Here is an 18084-nt window from a genome sequence, read left to right as displayed (position 1 = left end):
CGCGAGGCGCGGCGGGCGGTCACGCGTCGCGCCAGGCTGGGCGGGGGCTTGGGGTACGCCTGGTGCAGCCCTGTTCCATGCCGGCGAAGCCGACTGACAGCGCGCGTGGTCAGGTGCCGGCCGCTGAAGGCGGCTCGAGCGTCGACGATGCGGAGACCCACACCCGTCCTTGAGGCCATGCAGCGTGCCAGTCTTAGCGACCCCCGGCCGGGCGTGCCGATCGGCGAGCTGATCGCCCGCCTGCCAGCCCGTCTCCGCGCCATGACACCTCCGAAAACAGGATCCTAACCGTCCTACAATATCCTCGGGGTGTGGGGGCAGACAGCCAGGCAGACAGCCCCCACGGGGTAGCTCACCGCCCCAGCCGGCGCAGGAGCCGCCAGCTGAAGTAGAGCAGGGCCCACACCACGGCCGAGGCCAGCCAGCTAACTGGTGAGCGTGACGGTCAGGCCGGCGAGCGTCAGCGCCGAGGCGCCGAGCACGGCGAGGAGGCCCCGGAACCCCTGCCGAACCGCGCCGACAGGCGCGTGAACCGGCCCATGTCCGCCGCGGATGTCCACAGCTTCAGAACATCCGCCGTGGCGCGGTAGCCTTGCGCCTTGGCGACGATGCCGAGGAGGTCGGCGGCGGCTGTGCGCAGGGTGGCCAACGGGGCAGGGCGCAGCACGCCCGTAAGCGTGGCGCAGGCGGCGGCGAGATCGCCGGCCCTGGCGAGAGTCACCGTGGCGCGCAGCGCCTCGCCATCGACGGCGTCGCCGGCGAGCCGCACCAATTCGCCGCGCAGCGGCTTCGACAGCCGGCCGCCCTTGCTGGCGGCCTTGAGAACCGTGGCCCCGACGCGTGCCGGCGTGGTGGCGCCGAGATGGTCACCGTGACGACCGCGATGGTGAGCCCGACGGCGGCGAGGCCGAGGATGACCGGGTCATAGGCGGCGCCGTCGAGATAGGCGCAGCCTTCGTGGATCAGGTCGCGCACGTCGCCGATGCCGGATGCATCGGTGACCAGGGCGCCAGCCAGGCCAGCGGGGATTGTCGCGTCGCCGGTGGCGGCGCCGTGCCAGGTATCCCTGGCGACCCGGCCGAGGTCGGTGGCCTGCGCCGCACGACGCGGTCGCTCAGGCTGGCGGGCAGGGGGTGTGCAGCTGGTCGGCCAAGTCGTGCAGGCTGGCGGCGAGCTCGGGGGCGTCGTCGGTGAGCGCCTGGTCGACTGAGGGCCTCGAATACATGGGCTGATTCAACAAACCCGGCCTGGATTCGGTTCCATGGCCCGCGCGTCGAAGGATTGAACCGGAAGAGTCCGGCTGCGTTGTTGGGACTGGAACGGCAATCCTCGGAGGAAGAAATGGCAAGCACTGGAACAACACGTGGACGCAATCAGGACCGTGCCAGGGTCGCTGGTGGGCAGGATCATGAAATGAAGTACGAGGCGGGCAAAACCGGCGCCAGCAAAGCTGACGTCAAATCGGCGGCGAAGTCGCTCGGCAACAGTCGCAAGAAGGTCGAAGACGAGCTGGGCAAGAAGTGAACCTCGGCCGCACAGGATGCCGGCGAAGTTGGCGATACCAAGAGCTGAGGGTTCAGCGCAACGGGATAGGCCACGCCCCCCTGCGCGCCGGTCGCCGCCAGTATCTCATGAGGGGGCATGCACATGACCCGCATCGCCACCTTCAATGTGAACGGCGTCAACGGCCGGCTGCCTGTGCTCCTGAAGTGGTTGGGCGAAACCGACTACGACATCATTTGCCTGCAGGAATTGAAGACGTCGGACGACAAGTTCCCTGTCGATGCGATCAGAGAGGCGGGTTACGGCGCCATCTGGCACGGCCAGAAATCCTCTAACGGTGTGGCAATCCTCGCTCGCCGAATCGAGCCGGTGGAACGTCGACGCGGCCTACCGGGCGATCCAGACGATACCCACAGCCGCTATATCGAGGCCGAGGTAGATGGGATAGTCGTAGGCTGCCTCTACCTGCCCAATGGCAATCCAGCGCCTGGCCCAAAGTTCGACTACAAGCTGCGCTGGTTCGATCGTCTCATCAGCTACGGCCAGCATTTGCTCGACGACGGGGCACCAAGCGTTCTCTGCGGCGACTATAATGTCGTTCCAACCCCAATCGACGCCGTGGTGCCGAGGCGATGGCTGGGCGATGCGGTCTATTTCCCGGAGAGCCGGCAGGCCTATGCCAAAATGCTCAAAGGTGGCTGGATCGATGCCGTCCGGCGCATCCATCCGGAGAAGGGCATCTACACCTATTGGAATTTCTCCTACCGGGGCGGCTTCGATCGGAGTTCCGGCCTGCGCATGGACCATCTCCTGGTGAGCCCCTCTCTTTCCGACCGGCTGCGTAATGCCGGCGTGGATGTCGAGCTTCGCGGGTGGGAGAAGCCAAGCGACCATGCGCCGGCCTGGATCGAGCTCAATTGAACCACGAGGAACACGGATGGTCGAACCGGATTATCCCGAAATGAACGAGTCAATCGACAATATCTCTCTCTACGCGGCCGGCGGCTACAGCTTTGCGGTTGAGACGCCCCAAGAAGGCCGGACGCAGAACGCCCACGATGCTGAGACCAGGATGTTGCGAGCCAAGAAACTGCTCACTTTGGGTTTCGCGTTGCCTTTTTCGTTCGGCTTCTCGGTTCGACGCAAGCTGACGAAGGTGATCCAATGAAAAATGTCGCTGCTTACGGATCCCAATCTTCCGATGGGCTCACTGCTGCGGTGCCGCGTCCTCGGAGGAATCGCGGCGGATGTGTCGAGCGGGGAACCGCCAAACGCAACAACCGCCTGGCGGCACCGCTCCTGCTGCACCAGGATCATCCACCATATGAGTTCGCCTACATGCCACTGAACAAGCTCAAGAATATCGAGGACTACTTCGTCGGCTGCCAAGTCGCCGAAGGCAAGGAAGCGAAGATCGTGGGTCATCAGGACAAGTCCGAGGCGCAGAGCATTGTCAGGGAGGCGGTCGGGCCTTGACGAAATTGGACCAAGCCCTGCGGTTTGGACCGCTTCGTGAGCGCTGGGTTCACCTCTGCGTCGACATGCAACGGATGTTTGCCGAGGCGACTGAATGGCACACGCCGTGGATGGAGCGTGTATTGCCCAATGTCGTCGCCCTCGTCGAACTTGATCCGGCGCGGACGATCTTCACCCGGTTTATTCCCCCTCAATCTCCCGACGACGCAGTCGGCGCCTGGCGGCGGTACTATCACAAGTGGGGGACGATGACCCGCGATCGGCTCGATCCTCAGCTGATTGATCTTGTTCCGGAACTGGCGCGGTTCGTGCCGCCCGCTTTGCTGGAGGACAAACCCGTCATGTCCGCTTGGCACGGGTCACTGCATGCTCGCCTGCGGTCTGCGGGCATTGATTCACTCATCGTGTCAGGCGCGGAGACGGAGGTTTGCGTGCTCGCCACTGTGATGGGGGCGATCGATCTCGGCTACCGGGTGGTCATCGTGGCTGATGCGGTATGTTCCGGAGCTGACTCGACCCACGATGCCATGCTCGCGATCTATGAGAGCCGCTACGGCATGCAGGTCGAGACGGTGACCACCGCCGACCTCCTGGCCGCGCGGCTGGACGGAATGTTGTGACATCAGGAGCACCACTGCGCATGACGGAACAGGAAATGATCATCGACGGGTTGGCGTCACTCCGAGTTTCGATGTCGCGCTGGAAGCGCGCCGGCGCGTGGACTTTCTCGTCACCTATCTTCGTGCATCGGGCCTCAGTGCGTATGTGCTGGGGATCAGCGGCGGAGTGGATTCACTCGCCGCGGCCCTTCTGGCTCAACGGGCCGTCGAGGAACTGCGAAAGGCGGGATACGAGGCAAGATTCGTGGCGGTTCGTCTCCCGTACGGCACTCAGGCGGACGAGAAGGACGCCCAGCGAGCTTTGGACACCATAGGAGCGGATGAAGTGCACCGGGTCGACATCAAGCCGGCTGCCGACGCGATGCTGGATTCGATCAAGCTGGCCAGTGTCGAGCTCGGCGATGCCGGCCGCGAGGATTTCTTGCTTGGCAACATTAAGGCGCGTCAGCGCATGATCGCCCAGTTCGCGCTCGCCGGCGCCACCCGAGGGCTGGTCATCGGCACCGACCATGCGGCTGAGGCATTGATGGGCTTCTTCACCAAGTTCGGCGATGGTGCCGCCGACATTCTTCCGCTTTCCGGGTTGAACAAGCGCAGGGTTCGCGCTTTGGCAGCGCATCTGGGCGCTCCGTGTGAACTTGTTGACAAGATCCCGACCGCCGATCTGGAGAACCTCGTTCCGCTTCGGCCGGACGAAGATGCATATGGTGTCTCGTACGATCAGATCGACGACTTCCTCGAAGGCCGAGAGATCGACGAAGCGGCGCGCACGCGCATACTTCATGTGCATTCCAGCACAGCGCATAAGCGAGCGCTTCCGGTCACAGCCATTGCCTGACTAATTCGCCATTGCCGCATCGCCAATAACTGCCTCACGATACACGGCCGACGTGCTCGCCGCAGCCACCGCGAAGCCGAGCCAGAGCCATTCCACGCGAGAATGGTAGGGCCTGCGCGAGGCTCAAGACGTCCCCCTTCGCCCGCGCCCAAACTGCCCGACGGCTAGCCGGCATCATCGAAAACAATGAGATGTAGGCGCGACTGCAGAGTGCATTATTTAATCGATTGACTCGCGGAATGCACCGGCAGTTAATTTCCCCGGTAGGGCAAAAGAGGGGCCACGAACTGGGAGCAAACGATGACTGTGCAAAAAGAAGAGGACTATCGAACCAACAGAGCCGACTATGCCATTGCTGCGACGCATAGCCGAGCGACCGCTGAAGGCGATCGCCACGATTTACTGGCAAGAAGAAAGTCGCTGTGGGTAAAAGATCGGCGATCTGCAAAATTGGCTGCAAACCCGTCGGAAAGCTCGCCAGAGCCGAAGGCCAAACCGCGCGGTTATTGAATCAACGCCAGTCACTTCGTCCTGCTATCGTCAAGCGCGCCCCTGCGGGGGGCGGCGCTTTGTAGTGCATAGCGGCCGAAATGGAAATCGGCGGATCGGGTCTCATTACGATCGTGTTGCGCGAGTGGCTGGAAACTAACGCCTAGCTGCCAAGGCGGGAGATCGACGAAAACGGATGGGGACGCGTAGACGCGTCTTCCGCGATCGCGGAATTACCTGAAACGCCAAGCTCGCTACTATTCACGTGGCGGACCCCAACCCGCCAGGCCGGCGCCGCCAAGCGTTCTTACCCCACGCCCCCAGAGGCGCCGGCCGCCTTCAGAAGGAAGGCAGCCGAGTTTGCGGGTTTCTGACACTGCATCGCCGGTCATGTCAGCAGCGTGTACTCTCATTCAGAAGAGGAAGCTTACGGCAAGTGCCACCACTCTCCGCGATTGGCTCACAGCATCCTGACACTTGCGGGTTCGGTCAGATCAGGCATGGCGCTTGAAGGGTCCGGCAACCTGTTGGCGTCTGGTCCAATCAACCAATGCGAGCCATAAGGCCGTTGGCGACCGCGACCTATAGCGTGCTCACTGGCGATGTGTTCTGTGGATGGCTCCCGTTGAAAGAGGCAATTCGTTGTTCTGGCGCATTGGTTGGGTGCCTGTTCATGCAGCCATTTGAAGCTGCTGGCCCTGATGGGGTCGGCGACGCTGCTGCTAGCCGCAACGTGCACACCGCGATCCATGACGCGCTTCGCCTATGCGCGATACTTTGTAGCGAAGCACAGGTTTGTCGAAAGGAGCGAAGTCCTTTTGCCATTTCAAGAAGCGGGAATTGCCGGAAATGCGAGTGGGCGTATAGCTACGATGCTGACCATGCCTCACCCCCTTGAAAGCCCGGGAGAGGGCCGGCAGCGGGTGGTCGCCTTTAAGGTGGCCTAAGTGTTTGATCCCGAGCTTTGATGGTGCATTCTTTTCTTCCGAATCGAAGGAGGCACTATGGGCCAGGTTCTTCACGGCAGCGCCACGACGACAGAGGCAGTCCGTCGAGCAATCAAAATAGTCAAGAGAGCCTGAGAGCGCTGGCGAAGCGCTACGGGATCAACCAGAAGACGGTCATCAAGTGGAAGGGGCGGACGTCGGTCGCCGATGTGCCGACGGGGCCGAGGAACCCCTCCTCGACGGTGCTTACGATCGAGGAAGAGGCAATGATCGTCGCCTTCCGGCGGCACACCTTGCTGCCGCTCGATGATTGCCTCTACGCACTGCAGCCAACGATTCCGACCCTGACGCGTTCATCCCTGCATCACTGCCTGCAGCGACATGGGATCAGTCGCCTGCCGGAAGTCGAAGGCGACAAGCCGGCCAAGATCAAGTTCAAGACCTATCCGATCGGCTATTTCCACGTCGACATCGCCGAGGTGCAGACGGCCGAAGGCAAGCTATACCTCTTCGTGGCCATCGATCGGACCAGCAAGTTCGCCTATGTCGAGCTGCACAAGCGGGCCACAAAAATGATCGCGGCCGAGTTCCTGCGCCATCTCACCCCGGCGGTTCCCTACAAAATCCACACGATCCTCACCGACAACGGTATCCAGTTCAAAAACCGCGAGCAGGACCGCACCGCCATGGAGCACATCTTCGGGCGCACCTGCCGGGACAGCGGCATCGAGCATCGCACGACCAAGGTGAAGCATCCCTGGACCAACGGACAGGTCGAAAGGATGAACCGAACCATCAAGGAAGCCACCGTCAGACGCTTCCACTAGGACAGTCACCAGCAGCTCGAAGCCCATCTCGCAGACTTCGTCAGCGCCTACAACTTCGGACGCAGGCTAAAGACCCTGAAGGGACTCACACCATACGAATTCATCTGCAAAATCTGGACAAAAGAGCCAAAACGATTCAGGCTCGATCCTCTCCATCAAATGCCGGGACTAAACCCTTAGGTCACCGGCGGGCGGAGCTTGCGTTTTTCTTTCGGAAGGGAAAGTCTCGCGCGAAATGAAGGCGGGAGATTTGGGATGCGCAGTCGGGTGATATTCTCTTTGGCAATTCTGGTTCTGTCCGCAGTTCCGGCAGGAAGCAGCCTCTTTGACAAGAGCACATGCATGCAAGGTGCGAGCAGAATCGCGCGCGATTTAGCTGACCATTTCAATGGCGTCAGCGAGCGCTTGGCCGCCTGTGTCAACTACATTAACGACAGAGAGGTCGAGAACCATAATAGTCAGCAGGAATTGCTCCGCGAGTTGGCGCAGCAGATTGCAGCGTTGGAGATTAGAGTCAGCGAACTTGAACAGCGCTAGTCGAATGCCCCGCCAATCTATCGCTGAAGAGCTTGAAAGCGCCGCCGACCGCATCGCGGACATCTCACGCGCGGATCTGCAGGTCATCCTGCGCCGCGCCGCATTAATGCTTAGAAACGTCTCCGGCGCCCGCAACGGAGGACGCTCTCAACTCCATCGCGGCTGAAATGAAAATCAGTAGATCCGACCGCATTCAGATCGTGCTGGAAACCAACGCCTATCTGCCGGTCCGGGCGATCGATGAGGAATGCGAGACGGACGGCAGTGCGCAGGCTGGTACGGGACCTCTATGCAGAAGACCCGCCGCTACATTTGCGAAGCGACGGGCCTCCGCCCCATTCCCCCACACTGACCTTGCAAGTGCGGTGCCAGACGCATTGACCCATTCCGGGGCACCTTATGGCTATACACAGCGGAATTTCCACCACGTACTTCGTTCGCATGTTTCGATTCCATTAGCTTGAGCGCATGTATTCGCCAGCCAGGCGAGCACCCCCGAAGGCTCGCTGGTCAGGCCCAGCGGCCTCCAGCTGCCAGTCCCCCCGCAACCAAGCCGCTGGGCCGTCCCCGTTAGGGCGAAGCGCTAAGACCTTGCTTGCACCGCTCAAATGAATGGCAATTTTCCGTCTGAATGCGTTTACGGTCCATTGTCTGCGACCAGCATGGGTGTCGCGTGGGAGGCACAGTAACTCCCCTTTTTAAAGGCGTCGAGATGCTACGAGCACCGCAAAGCCAGTTCCTGAGACCTGAAGATCGGGCGATCTGCCAGCGGGTGGTCGACCAAATAACCGCCGACGCTAAATGGTACAGCACCTCGATAGACGGTCAGATTCTGGCCTCGACGACGCTGACTCTCTTTCAATCCGGGGTCGTCAATGAAACGAATTTGCTGGCACATGTTCGCGCGCGCCGCCACGACTTCACTAAGCTGACCGGCTAGCTCTTCACCTTCGGCGTGATCTCTTCGATCTTGGCGCCGGCCCCCGATCTAGCGCGCCTCCGGCAAGTTGCTTGGACCTCTCCTGCAAAGATACTTTGGTGCAGATTAATTGAGGGAGGGCTAAAATGAAATGTGCAATTCTGGCCGTATTGGCGGCTTTGACCTTGGCTTTTGCGACCAGCGCCTATGCACACAGCGGCGGCACCGACAGCAATGGTTGTCACAAGAACCACAAGACAGGCGACTACCACTGCCACTGACTATGCGGCCCTCTGAATGACCCGCCTATCTGTTGCGGAAGAGCTTTGAAAGCGCCGCCGACAGCATTCACTTCCCTCCTCGTCATGACGAACAGTGTTCGTTCGAATGATGCTATTCCGTTGCCTTGAGCGCAAGTTTTTGGTCAGCCAGCACAGCGCCTCCTCTTAAGCTTGCTGGTGGTCAAGGCCCGCGATGAAACGGCCAATCAAATACGACCCCAAGCGCCACGTGCGCTACGATCCGGACCTGCTGCCCCGCACGGGGCACAGGTACAAGCCAGCCAAACCGGCCCACGATGCCGTATGGTGGCCCAATGTCATCTCGGCAATTGCTATTGCCGGTTTCTTCCTCACGTTCATCTGGAGCTAAGACAATGCTACCTTTTGTGCAGGCAGATGGCTCTCAGGCAGGCCGTGCTCAGCCTTTTGTGCAAGAAGTTCGTACCGCGGGTGCTCATTCCGTAGTTCCTTCGTCCCTGAAATCCTGCAACGACGCGTGCCGCAAGTCGTCCTCGCCGCGCAGATGCTTCACACGGCCAATGACTGGCGGCTGGAGAGTTTCCCGACGCTTGCGCAGGCCCAGGGCGCTGCAAGCCCGACCTCGCTTGCGGCGGAGGTCGCAGGCAAGGTCTGGCTGTTCACGCTCGGACCGAAGGATGGCTCCACGCCCGACGGAACCAAGGTCGTCGAGATCGGGCCCCTTCCTCCGATCAGCGCGAGCGAGCATTTGCTGCGCGTCAACCGCGCCGGTGGAGCGCCCGGCGCCAAGTCGCAAATCCATACACATCCGGGACCGGAGGCCTTCTACGTGCTGGCCGGCAAGCTCGGCCAGAGAACGCCCTACGGCGTGACCTATGCCGAAGCCGGCACAACCATGACCGGACACGGGGCCGACACGCCGATAGAAGTGTTCAGCGCCGGCACAACCGATCTCGATGAGCTGGCCATCTTCGTGCTAGACGCCGACCGGCCGTTCTCGTCCCCGGCCAAGTTCGACTGAGGCGAAATTTCGCGGGGTGGCGCGAATGTTCGTTCGTTGAGCAGGTTCAGCGCCCGCTTTACGTCAAGATGCAGTTGGCCGATGGCATCGTAATGCTCACGAAACGGCTTGAGGCCAACTTCGCGTCCCGCAGTTCACGCTTCAGTAGCGAAGCCTGCTTTCACCACACGCTAGCAAAGCGCGAGGCAACCAAGAAGCCCGCGCCTCTGGCGGAGAGCGCGGGCCCGATCGGGTTGCGGCCCGATCTGCAGCGGGCAGTGGAGGGAGCGTGCCTAATGGTCACAGGCAATTATTAGAAATCCCTAAAGTTCCACCCTGACTAGAGCGACCGACGCCGGCAGCGCCGAGGAGTTTACTTTGGCTTTGTCGCGCAGATCGCGAAGCGGTGCTGGGTGGCGCGTTCGAGCGCCTTGGGCCAACTCATCTGTTGAGCTTGGGCGTGATGGATCGCAACCAGTTTCCAGACGACGACGGGCTGATCGAACCCGGCTTCGGCCAGCAGGCGCCCTATCTCTTCCGCCCGTGCGCCGCCCGAGAAATAGACACCGGCAAGAATGCTCTGGTGGCGTCTGGCCATGGAGGCGAGGTCATTGTCCACGACCCGCGACTTGCCGGTTGTGAGCTTCTCCCAAAGTTCCCGCAAACTCGTCGCCCAGTTGCGGCTGACAAAATCGCCGTCGATGACCAGCAGCTTGCCGCCGGGCTTCAGCAGCGAGAACCATTCGGCAAACGCGGCCTTTGGCTCCACCAGCGTCCAGACTAGGTGACGAGTGGCGATGACATCGTAGCTCGCCTTGTCCTCGAGCGTCCGCTCGGCGTCCCCTATGATGAAGCGTATACCGGCGCCGCGGTTTTGTGCCTTGGCGCGTGCCTTGGCGAGCATGGCTTCTGAGCAGGTCGAGGTCCGCCACCACAAACCCCAGATCGTGAATCAGATGCGAAATCACGCCCGTCCCACAGGCGAGATCCAACGCCACCCGTCCGACGCCGGGTCCGAGGTGTTTGCTTATGAGCGCATCCCATGCGGCGCGCTCCTGCTCGGAAAAAATCTCGTGACCGACCTGCAGGTCGAAGGTCTCGGCGCGATCGGACCAATGGTCCCGAATTTCGTCGCGCAGCGAATAGTTTGCGTGAGCCGTCATCACCCGAAATGCTCTCCCCCAAAGCGGTACATTGGAATTGCTCTGAAAGATAATTCTTGATTACACCTCCGGTTCGCCGACAAATGCATCGTTATCGCCGAGGGCCGGATGTTCGCCTGCGGCACGCCGGAAGATGTCGTCACGCCGGCGCTCTTGCGTGATGTGTACCGCGTCGAGGCGCGGATCGAGCGCTGCTCGCGGGGCATCGGTCATGTAATGGTGGATGGCGTCGCGGACGAAACGGCAGCAGCTTGGCGGTTCCAACTTCTCTGACGGGGATTGTTAGGGCCTCGCCAGTGGGAAACGCAGGGCGCGCGGGGGGCCTCGCGCGAGCCAGTTATCCGATCACCCGCCCAGATTTTTGTCTCAAACATTCTGGCCCCCTTAAGGAACAAATCCGCTCGAGGTGCAGTTCGGTCCTTTTAAGATGTAGGCCCGAATCTGGTTGAAATCGATAAAGCCAAACAGAAGGTTATTGCCGAAGTTGTGCGGCGGTGGATCACCTCAGAGGTAATCCGCAATTACCTTCGCAACATGCTAAATCTGCCTGTAGAACGGGAGCTGCCGGCTGAGCAAAGGTATTTGCTGGAGGAACTTGATAGGGCCGACAAAGAGTGACGTATGGCTCTCCACTGGTTCAACCCTCCGGTCCCTGTCAGGACCGAGCGTCCCGGGATCATCCGCAACGTCAACAACGCCGAGAAAGCCGGCGAGGAGCTGATGAAGTGGACCAAGCGTGGGCCTTGCTGGGACCTCGCGGTGCGCGTTTGCATGGCCGTGATATTCGACGAGATGGGAGCTGAGGAGGCCCGTAAGGCATTCCTGGCTGCCGATAAGGAGGAGGGGACGTTACTTCCCCCCAACGGCAAATAGCTAAATTCGATTGCAAAGTCAGTCTCTAGCCACGAGGGCCCGCCGCCCGTGAGAAAAGCGACGGGCCCGACAGCGGGTGCATCCACGAAGAATCGACCGCTGCGAGTTCTAAACCCGCGAGGGCCTGCGTTGTTCCCTTATCAGCGGAGGCTGCAACTGGGTTGGTCAGCAGCCTCTTGCCGCTCTAAGTTCATCCTCATGGGTCCCTTCTGGTTCTCTCCACCGGTCTACGTGAAGACGAAACGTCCAGGCATTCGCCATGGGGTCAGCCACGTCGAGGGAGCCGCCGAGGAACTCATGGCGTGGGACACAAAGGGCCCGAGGTGGACCAAGGCTGTCCAATCCTGCGTCGATGCATTCGAGGGCAAATCCTCCCCCCAAGAGGTCCGTGAAGCCTTCGAGGCGGCTGCCAAGGAGGCCAACGTGTATCTCTCCCCTGAGTAGGAGGTATCATGGCAACCCATTGGTTCGTCCCTCCGGTGTTCGTGAAGACTGAAACCGGTGTCAGGCATGGCTGCAACAATGCGAGGGCAGCCCTTGAGCAGCTCAAAACGTGGACCCGGAGAGGACCCTGCTGGCATAAGGCGGTGACGCTGTGCCTGTCAGATCTGGAGGGCGATTCGATTGACCCTCAGGTGGTGCGAAAGGCCTTTGAGGCTGCCGCAAAGGAGGCCAAGATGTATCTCTCCCCTGAGTAGGAGGTGTCGTGGCAACCCATTGGTTCTCCCCTCCAGTGTACGTCAAGACCGACCGACCTACGGGTCTAACAATGTCGAGGGTGCCGCCGAGGAACTCCTGAAGTGGACCAAGATGGGACCTAAGTGGCGGAAGGCTGCACAACTATACATCGACGCGCCGTCGAGGATCGGGCGACTCCGGAGGAGGCCCGTAAGGCCTTCGGGGCTGCTGCTAAGGAGGAGGGGATGTTCGTGCGAAACGTTGGCGAATAGATTCGCTATTTCGGTGCGTTAGCCTACAGTCATGAAGTCGCCAGCCAACTGTTAGGCAGCCGGCGATTGAGAGGGTGTCGTACTCTCGCCTCGTGAGGTGAGATGTTTAAGCGTTACGTCGGCACAAGCGCATTTTATCCGAATGATCTTGCGCTACTCCAACGAGTGTTCGACGAGATATGCGCAGACGGCAACCACGATGCAAGCTCGGGCGACGCTGAGATAATCGCGTCTACGCTATTGCAATTGTTCCAAGACGGAATGACTGACGAAGCGGCCTTGCTCGCTGAGATGCGCTCACGGCAACGCTATGGCAAAGATGCGCTGTTCAGCACGGTCGAAAGGGCCCTGTTCTGTACGAGCTGTGACAGAGGCGGCCCGGTCAGGTTGGAGATCCACAAGCTGCCGAGGAACTGAAGCGCTCGCCTAGCGGGGAAGGTGGCCGGCGCCGCTGGGGGGGGCGTTGGGGTAGTTTGCCTGAATAGGCGCCGGCCGGGCGGGTTGGGGTCCGCCGCGGTGGATAGTACCGAACTTGGTGATTCAGGTAATTCCGCGATCATGGAAGACGGCCTACGCGCACCCGTCGGTTTCGCTTTCCTCGTCAACCGTCTTCACTGTGTTAAGGCCCGCTATTCCAAACATTACTGGATCAGTGAGGAAGCGCTCGTCTGGCTGGGAGAACGGACGGCACTGCACAAGTGCGCTGAACAGATCTGCCGTGGAGCATCTGGCGCGCATGAAGGAAGACGCAGGTGCCTAGCACGCGAGGGGGAAGTCGCGCGGTCGTCTATGATCTTAACTGCGCAACGACCACGCCGCGGGGCGCCCGGGTTGCGAGTTTGCCGGAGCTTGCGCAACGAGCAGTATACCAGTTGCTGCTTCTGACCTGCGAAGGGATCGCCGCATCGTGGGCTCGGAGGGAGAAAGCAAACGAACTTGGAACTGGGCTGCCTGAGTGTAACGATTAGGTATCGATAAGAGGTCATTATCGATAGTGAAAAAGCCGCCAGAGAAAATCCCCTGCAAGTCAACTTAACAGCCGGATAGCTTGACTAACGCGAATCAGGCATCATGAAAACAATGGCTTACGACATCGGTCTTTTGTCCCTCGACACCCTCATCGCGCCCGTCGCGAAGGCGACCGAGGCTTTGGCGCGGCTTGATGAGCGACTGGCGCGTTCCCCCGTCCGCGACGGTTTTGTCGAGCGCCAGCACTTCGCCGACGCAGCCGCCGCGCTGTGGATCGAGGGCGAGCTCGCCCATCTTGAGGACCTGGTCCTGCACGACGCCCATATGGACATTCGGACGCCGACCCATGAGCTCACCCGGGCCCATGCGGTGCTGCGAACCCGCCGGCGAATTTTTTCGCAGAAGCCGGACTGGGCGCTCAGCCGTGACGGTTTTTTGGCCCTGACCGGCCGGGGTGGCGCCATGTCGGAGGCGGAACAAAAAAACCGGGAAGGGCAGGGGGGTGGAAACAGCGTCGTTGAAGCCGATGTTCGGGACGATATTGAGGACGAGCTTCTGGCTGAGGAGTTTGCCGAGATCGATGCTGTCCTGGCACGCTCGTCGAAGATTCTGAGCGGCGCCGACGTGCCTGCTCGAAGAGAGGAGATGTCACTTCGTCACCGGCCGGAGCCGCAAAACGGCCTGATCTACGATCTTGACTGGAATGAAGAAGAACGGCTGGCCGAATGGCAGGACGTTATCGCGGAAACGCGGGAGTTGCCGGCGGTGTTGCGCGCGGCGATCCTGCTCGAAGCCTGGGCGGACATCGAGGTGCTTCAGCATGGAGTTTGGCTCGGGCCGCTGCTTGTTGCCGCGCTGCTGCGGCAGGAAGGCCTTGCCGCCAACCATCTGGCCTGCTTGCATCTCGGTGCCAAAAACATCCCGCGCGAGCGGCGGCGGGCGCGCAACCGGTCGGACCGGTTGCTGGCCTGCCTTTATGCTATCCACGACGCCGCGCTGGTCGGCCTGAAGGAACACGATCGGCTGGTGCTGGCAAAAGGCCAGATGGAGCGAAAACTCCGCGACCGCCGCACCAGCTCCAAACTGTCCGAGGTCGAACTCGTGCTGTCGCGGCCACTCGTCTCGGCAGGCATGATCCAGGAGCGGCTAAAAGTGACAAAACAGGGGGCGCTCAATCTGGTCGGCGAGCTCGGGCTGCGCGAGATGACGGGCAGAGGAAGGTTTCGAGCGTGGGGAATTGTGTAGTCCGCAACGCAAGGTTCTCTCCCTTACGAAGTTATCCAACTTGACGAACTTGCGATCTGTAACCATATTGGTGACAGCAGGAGGTTCTTCATGGCCGCTCCAAAACCAAGCAATCATAGCGGGTCCGCGTCGCATGCGGGAGTCGCCACCCTGAGCTTCACCACAAAGCTTCCGGCACAGGCAGACTTCAAGAAGGTATTGCTCGAACGCTATCAGGAAGCGATCGCACGCAGCCGGAAGATCGGCCACCGCGTATCGTTCCGGGTAGAGGTCGATCCGGCGGCTGATGCGCAGACGATCACGCCAGTCGAAGAGCAACCGATCGCTTCAGACGACACCTTTCCCGTCGAGGACACGGGCATGCCCGATGCCGAACTTGAGGCGGCTCTTGCCGGAGCGCGCGCGCGTGGCCGCAAGCGTGTTGCCGAAATTGTCGCCGGCGAGGGCATGCTGAGCGCGGATGCCTTTGCCAAGCTGCTCGGCACATCGCGGGTGACGGTCAACGCCAAGCGGCAAAGCGGGCAGGTGCTCGGGATCGATGGCGCCAAACGCGGTTTCCGCTTTCCTGTCTGGCAACTCGACAAGGACGGTCGTCCCTTCGGCGCATTGCCGGCGCTGCATGCCATGTTGGGCAACAGTGCCTGGGCCGTCTATCGGTTTCTGGCGTCGCGCCATGGCACCCTCGATGGGCGGACGGGCCTTCGAGCCCTTCAGCAAGGTGATGACGCCTCGGTGTTGGCCGCGGCGGAAGGCATGGCCAGGGGCGATTTCGACTGAATGCCCGGCGTTCCACCTCCACCCGATTTCGCAGCCGCAAAGCTCGAAATCGAGACCATACCGCGGGGTCGGACGTTCGGTCGGATCTACTGGAGCACCTATCCTGATCCATTGGGGTACGGGAAGTCGCCGAGCCGGTTCAGCGATCCTCGACGCCGTCTTTACGCCAACCGGTTTTGGCGTTCTTTACCTCGGTGACTCCTTGAAGGTGTGCTTCCTAGAGACCGTGCTCCGCGACCGCCGCGAAGGAATCCTTGACGATCTTCCAATAGAGGAGGTGGAGCTGACCCGACGGCGCTATGCGGATATCGCTGTGGCGGCGTTGAGGGCACGTTCCTGCTCTTGATTATCGCCTGTGAGCTGTGCGCGAAAATCGGGAATGGAAGGGCCGGAGGCAGGAAGCACGGCCTCAGTCCGAGGCGCTAATCAAGCGGGTCGGCAATGATCGCGAAAAGCTCAACACGGTCGGAAGCGAAACTAAAGAAGTAGTCGCGCGTTGGACGGCGGATAACGCTGTTTCGTCTCTGAGTATGGTTTAGGTCAGAGTGGTCAAGCCAACGTCGCGTAAGGCAATCAATGCGTCGAGCGCTAGTCAAGCGAAGTCGCCCGCTCGTGACGAGCTCACTTTAGCGCCGCCCGCTTTCCGGCCGGTCCAGCTCGCAACGCTCGTGGACACGGTCCCTGCCGGCGATCGTTGGATCCATGAGATGAAATACGACGGCTACCGTATTCTCGTTGCCGTCGGCGGTGGCGAGGCGCGAGCCTACACACGATCTGGCCTGGACTGGTCTAGCCGTTTTCCCTCGATCCTCTCCGAGGCTCGCAAGCTCAAGGTGCGCTCCGCCCTGATTGACGGCGAGGCCGCGGTTGTCGATGCGGAAGGAAGATCTAACTTCCAAGCGCTTCAAAATGCATTGAAGGGTGCCCCGGCGACTATCGACTTTTATGCGTTCGATCTGCTGCAGCTCGACGGCGAAGATCTGACAAGGCTTCCTCTTGTTGAGCGCAAGGCGAAGCTGGAGGCGATCTTGCCTGCGAAAGATCCCGTCCTTCGTTACTCCGACCATATCCTCGGCCGCGGAGAAGAGCTGCTCGATCGCTTCTGCGCAGCCGGCCTTGAGGGCGTCATCTCAAAGCTCGCGGATTCGAGTTATGTGGCGGCCCGCGGCGCAAGCTGGCTGAAGATCAAATGCATCAGGCGGCAGGAATTTGTGATTGTCGGCTGGACGCCGTCCGACAAGGTCCGCGCGTTTCGGTCCTTGATCCTTGGCGTTCATGACCGCGGCAAGCTGCGTTACGCCGGGAAAGTCGGCACCGGCTTCGATACCGCTGAACTTCTTCGTCTCTTGAAGATCATGGCGCCGCTTGAGCAGAAGGCCGCCACCGTCGACGCACCACGCGCCGAAGTGCGCGGCGCACACTGGCTCCGTCCGAAACTGGTCGCTGAGATTGCCTTCACCGAAATGACAAATGAAGGGACGTTACGACATCCGAGCTATCTTGGTCTCCGCGAAGACAAGAAGCCGGAGGCGGTCGTGCTCGAGACTGAACGTCATGCAGCCGATCTCGCCGCGTCTGCGACAACCGCCATCGCGATAAGTAACCGTGACCGCGTCATCTATCCGGAGTCCAACATCACCAAGGGACAGCTCGCCGACCATTACGCAGCGGTCGCGGCGATCATGCTTCCTTGGGTTGGCAGCCGGCCGATCAGTCTGGTTCGATGCCCACAGGGCCGCGCGAAGAAGTGCTTCTTCCAAAAACACGACGCCGGCAGCTTTGGCGACAAAGTCCACCACGTCGGCATCACGGAGAAGGACGGGCACGAGGAACCATATCTCTATGTCGACGATGCCGACGGACTGATGACTTGCGTCCAGATGGGAACGATCGAGCTGCATGGATGGGGGGCTCGGATCGAGGATGTCGAAAAGGCTGACCGCCTCGTTTTCGACCTCGACCCCGATGAAGGCCTCGATTTTGAGGCCGTCAGCGCCGCTGCCTTTCAGTTCCGCGCTATCCTTAAATCGCTGGGGCTTACGACTTTCCCGATGTTGACGGGAGGCAAAGGAGTGCACGTCATCGCGCCGCTCACCCCTGGCGCCGAGTGGCCAGAGGTGAAGGACTTTGCGTCTCGCCTGGCGCAGGCGGTCGCCCGGAGCGATCCGGCCCATTTCACGGCCGTGTTGTCAAAGACGCGCCGCAAGGGTCGCATCTTTGTGGACTATCTACGCAATCAGCGCGGGGCGACCGCGATCATGCCCTACAGCGCGAGATCACGTCCGGGCGCTCCTGTCGCGGCACCGATCACGTGGGCGGAGATGAAGACAATAGATGCGCCCTCTCATTTCCACGTGGGCGATGCTCCTGAATTAAAGAAACGCGCAGCCTCCAAAGCTCTGGCTGGATGGGGTCGCGCTGACCAATCCTTGCCCAATCTGTAGCGTACGTGAAGAGGCAGTAAAGCCGGGATTTAAAGGGCAACGCGGCGCTCATGGCCTTGCCTGATTGGAACCTGCGGAGATCGGCCTCCGTTTGGCTGAAGCCATGGCAAAAATCAATCCGAGGACCGTCGCCAGTCTTTTGAGGGAATACGCACAACGGGCGTCTATGCGCGGCGACAATCCCTATCGCATAAAGGCGTACTTGCGCGCGGCAGACAGTCTGACGGCGCTGTCGCAGCCGCTTGAT

23 protein-coding genes and 5 pseudogenes are annotated in these 18084 nt (G+C 60.8%); 25 read left to right on the top strand and 3 right to left on the bottom strand.

Features of this window, described 5'->3' with window-relative positions; all coding sequences use genetic code 11:
- Positions 1-460: 460 nt before the first annotated feature.
- Together NKH89_RS31230 and NKH89_RS31225 are read right to left on the bottom strand one after the other, a co-directional pair.
- Positions 461-769, bottom strand: coding sequence for a hypothetical protein (locus NKH89_RS31230; protein WP_352911104.1), 309 nt, complete (start codon positions 767-769; stop codon positions 461-463).
- Complete coding sequence (locus NKH89_RS31225) at positions 718-975, bottom strand: hypothetical protein (protein WP_352911101.1); 258 nt, start codon at positions 973-975, stop codon at positions 718-720. The genes NKH89_RS31230 and NKH89_RS31225 overlap by 52 nt, the downstream gene beginning before the upstream one ends.
- Before the next feature lie 22 nt (positions 976-997).
- Here NKH89_RS31225 and NKH89_RS31220 point away from each other — a divergent pair, with 22 nt between their 5' ends.
- From NKH89_RS31220 to NKH89_RS31150, 15 genes and pseudogenes are all read left to right on the top strand, one after another.
- Positions 998-1210, top strand: coding sequence for a hypothetical protein (locus NKH89_RS31220; RefSeq protein WP_156948261.1), 213 nt, complete (start codon positions 998-1000; stop codon positions 1208-1210).
- 131 nt (positions 1211-1341) lie between these two features.
- Entirely contained in the window at positions 1342-1524 is a 183-nt protein-coding gene (locus tag NKH89_RS31215; RefSeq protein WP_352911099.1) for a DUF3606 domain-containing protein, read from the top strand.
- Between the two features lie 123 nt (positions 1525-1647).
- Positions 1648-2424: an exodeoxyribonuclease III gene (gene xth, locus NKH89_RS31210; RefSeq protein WP_352911096.1), complete on the top strand. Its 777-nt coding sequence runs from the start codon at positions 1648-1650 to the stop codon at positions 2422-2424.
- A 16-nt stretch (positions 2425-2440) separates the two neighbouring features.
- The gene (locus tag NKH89_RS31205) at positions 2441-2671 is read left to right on the top strand and encodes a hypothetical protein (RefSeq protein ID WP_023722182.1); all 231 of its coding nucleotides are present in this window, start codon (positions 2441-2443) and stop codon (positions 2669-2671) included.
- Positions 2668-2979, top strand: a complete 312-nt coding sequence (locus NKH89_RS31200) for a hypothetical protein (RefSeq protein ID WP_023722181.1) — start codon at positions 2668-2670, stop codon at positions 2977-2979. Before NKH89_RS31205 ends, NKH89_RS31200 begins: the two co-directional genes overlap by 4 nt.
- Positions 2976-3599 carry a cysteine hydrolase family protein gene (locus NKH89_RS31195; RefSeq protein WP_023722180.1) on the top strand — a complete coding sequence of 208 codons (624 nt, stop codon included), beginning with the start codon at positions 2976-2978 and terminating at the stop codon, positions 3597-3599. The genes NKH89_RS31200 and NKH89_RS31195 overlap by 4 nt, the downstream gene beginning before the upstream one ends.
- A gap of 1 nt (position 3600) precedes the next feature.
- Complete coding sequence (gene nadE / locus NKH89_RS31190; RefSeq protein ID WP_352911191.1) at positions 3601-4437, top strand: NAD(+) synthase; 837 nt, start codon at positions 3601-3603, stop codon at positions 4435-4437.
- Positions 4438-4737: 300 nt separating this feature from the next.
- Positions 4738-4947: a hypothetical protein gene (locus NKH89_RS31185; RefSeq protein ID WP_084643038.1), complete on the top strand. Its 210-nt coding sequence runs from the start codon at positions 4738-4740 to the stop codon at positions 4945-4947.
- Positions 4948-5930: 983 nt separating this feature from the next.
- Positions 5931-6880: pseudogene (locus NKH89_RS31180) on the top strand (IS481 family transposase).
- 75 nt (positions 6881-6955) lie between these two features.
- Complete coding sequence (cutA, locus tag NKH89_RS31175) at positions 6956-7237, top strand: divalent-cation tolerance protein CutA (RefSeq protein ID WP_023722176.1); 282 nt, start codon at positions 6956-6958, stop codon at positions 7235-7237.
- A 4-nt stretch (positions 7238-7241) separates the two neighbouring features.
- Positions 7242-7506: pseudogene (locus tag NKH89_RS31170) on the top strand (hypothetical protein); the annotation flags it as partial.
- Positions 7507-7949: 443 nt separating this feature from the next.
- Positions 7950-8177: a hypothetical protein gene (locus NKH89_RS31165; protein ID WP_023722175.1), complete on the top strand. Its 228-nt coding sequence runs from the start codon at positions 7950-7952 to the stop codon at positions 8175-8177.
- A gap of 125 nt (positions 8178-8302) precedes the next feature.
- Complete coding sequence (locus NKH89_RS31160; protein ID WP_156948257.1) at positions 8303-8437, top strand: YHYH domain-containing protein; 135 nt, start codon at positions 8303-8305, stop codon at positions 8435-8437.
- Between the two features lie 193 nt (positions 8438-8630).
- Complete coding sequence (locus tag NKH89_RS31155) at positions 8631-8807, top strand: hypothetical protein (protein ID WP_023722174.1); 177 nt, start codon at positions 8631-8633, stop codon at positions 8805-8807.
- A gap of 126 nt (positions 8808-8933) precedes the next feature.
- Positions 8934-9437 (top strand): cupin domain-containing protein, encoded by a 504-nt coding sequence (locus tag NKH89_RS31150; protein ID WP_352592177.1) that lies wholly within the window; start codon positions 8934-8936, stop codon positions 9435-9437.
- A 352-nt stretch (positions 9438-9789) separates the two neighbouring features.
- On the opposite strand, the pseudogene NKH89_RS31145 reads toward NKH89_RS31150, so the two are convergent.
- Positions 9790-10582, bottom strand: a pseudogene (locus NKH89_RS31145) (class I SAM-dependent methyltransferase).
- Positions 10583-10645: 63 nt separating this feature from the next.
- On the opposite strand from NKH89_RS31145, the pseudogene NKH89_RS31140 reads away from it, so the two are divergent.
- From NKH89_RS31140 to NKH89_RS31090, 10 genes and pseudogenes are all read left to right on the top strand, one after another.
- A pseudogene (locus tag NKH89_RS31140) lies at positions 10646-10852 on the top strand (hypothetical protein); the annotation flags it as partial.
- A 348-nt stretch (positions 10853-11200) separates the two neighbouring features.
- On the top strand, positions 11201-11452 hold the full coding sequence (locus NKH89_RS31135; protein WP_352911093.1) for a DUF982 domain-containing protein: 252 nt from the start codon (positions 11201-11203) through the stop codon (positions 11450-11452).
- 198 nt (positions 11453-11650) lie between these two features.
- Entirely contained in the window at positions 11651-11896 is a 246-nt protein-coding gene (locus NKH89_RS31130) for a DUF982 domain-containing protein (protein WP_352496234.1), read from the top strand.
- An 8-nt stretch (positions 11897-11904) separates the two neighbouring features.
- Positions 11905-12150, top strand: a complete 246-nt coding sequence (locus tag NKH89_RS31125; RefSeq protein WP_352496211.1) for a DUF982 domain-containing protein — start codon at positions 11905-11907, stop codon at positions 12148-12150.
- 870 nt (positions 12151-13020) lie between these two features.
- A pseudogene (locus tag NKH89_RS31115) lies at positions 13021-13162 on the top strand (nucleotidyltransferase); the annotation flags it as partial.
- 311 nt (positions 13163-13473) lie between these two features.
- A complete protein-coding gene (locus NKH89_RS31110; RefSeq protein WP_352911090.1) occupies positions 13474-14616 on the top strand; it encodes an RHE_PE00001 family protein in 1143 nt (380 codons plus the stop codon).
- Between the two features lie 90 nt (positions 14617-14706).
- A complete protein-coding gene (locus NKH89_RS31105; protein WP_352496210.1) occupies positions 14707-15393 on the top strand; it encodes an XRE family transcriptional regulator in 687 nt (228 codons plus the stop codon).
- Positions 15290-15739, top strand: coding sequence for an RES domain-containing protein (locus tag NKH89_RS31100; protein ID WP_352496209.1), 450 nt, complete (start codon positions 15290-15292; stop codon positions 15737-15739). The genes NKH89_RS31105 and NKH89_RS31100 overlap by 104 nt, the downstream gene beginning before the upstream one ends.
- A 199-nt stretch (positions 15740-15938) precedes the next feature.
- Positions 15939-17837: a DNA ligase D gene (ligD, locus tag NKH89_RS31095; RefSeq protein ID WP_352911087.1), complete on the top strand. Its 1899-nt coding sequence runs from the start codon at positions 15939-15941 to the stop codon at positions 17835-17837.
- Between the two features lie 103 nt (positions 17838-17940).
- Positions 17941-18084 (top strand): helix-hairpin-helix domain-containing protein (locus NKH89_RS31090; protein ID WP_352911188.1); only part of this gene is annotated, 144 nt, incomplete at its 3' end.

This window comes from Mesorhizobium sp. M0923 (genome assembly GCF_040319365.1).
Classification (GTDB): domain Bacteria; phylum Pseudomonadota; class Alphaproteobacteria; order Rhizobiales; family Rhizobiaceae; genus Mesorhizobium.
The sequence above is the reverse complement of the archived record's forward strand: the minus strand, read 5'-3'. Positions and strand labels throughout refer to the sequence as shown.

Bases quoted from the DNA above. Each gene is read 5' to 3' on its own strand.
- NKH89_RS31205 (WP_023722182.1), top strand. From the start codon at position 2,441: ATGGTCGAACCGGATTATCCCGAAATGAACGAGTCAATCGACAATATC.
- NKH89_RS31160 (WP_156948257.1), top strand. From the start codon at position 8,303: ATGAAATGTGCAATTCTGGCCGTATTGGCGGCTTTGACCTTGGCTTTT.
- NKH89_RS31105 (WP_352496210.1), top strand. From the start codon at position 14,707: ATGGCCGCTCCAAAACCAAGCAATCATAGCGGGTCCGCGTCGCATGCG.
- NKH89_RS31125 (WP_352496211.1), top strand. From the start codon at position 11,905: ATGGCAACCCATTGGTTCGTCCCTCCGGTGTTCGTGAAGACTGAAACC.
- NKH89_RS31165 (WP_023722175.1), top strand. From the start codon at position 7,950: ATGCTACGAGCACCGCAAAGCCAGTTCCTGAGACCTGAAGATCGGGCG.
- NKH89_RS31100 (WP_352496209.1), top strand. From the start codon at position 15,290: ATGGCACCCTCGATGGGCGGACGGGCCTTCGAGCCCTTCAGCAAGGTG.
- NKH89_RS31110 (WP_352911090.1), top strand. From the start codon at position 13,474: ATGAAAACAATGGCTTACGACATCGGTCTTTTGTCCCTCGACACCCTC.
- NKH89_RS31215 (WP_352911099.1), top strand. From the start codon at position 1,342: ATGGCAAGCACTGGAACAACACGTGGACGCAATCAGGACCGTGCCAGG.
- NKH89_RS31135 (WP_352911093.1), top strand. From the start codon at position 11,201: ATGGCTCTCCACTGGTTCAACCCTCCGGTCCCTGTCAGGACCGAGCGT.
- NKH89_RS31155 (WP_023722174.1), top strand. From the start codon at position 8,631: ATGAAACGGCCAATCAAATACGACCCCAAGCGCCACGTGCGCTACGAT.
- NKH89_RS31200 (WP_023722181.1), top strand. From the start codon at position 2,668: ATGAAAAATGTCGCTGCTTACGGATCCCAATCTTCCGATGGGCTCACT.
- xth (WP_352911096.1), top strand. From the start codon at position 1,648: ATGACCCGCATCGCCACCTTCAATGTGAACGGCGTCAACGGCCGGCTG.
- NKH89_RS31130 (WP_352496234.1), top strand. From the start codon at position 11,651: ATGGGTCCCTTCTGGTTCTCTCCACCGGTCTACGTGAAGACGAAACGT.
- NKH89_RS31185 (WP_084643038.1), top strand. From the start codon at position 4,738: ATGACTGTGCAAAAAGAAGAGGACTATCGAACCAACAGAGCCGACTAT.
- cutA (WP_023722176.1), top strand. From the start codon at position 6,956: ATGCGCAGTCGGGTGATATTCTCTTTGGCAATTCTGGTTCTGTCCGCA.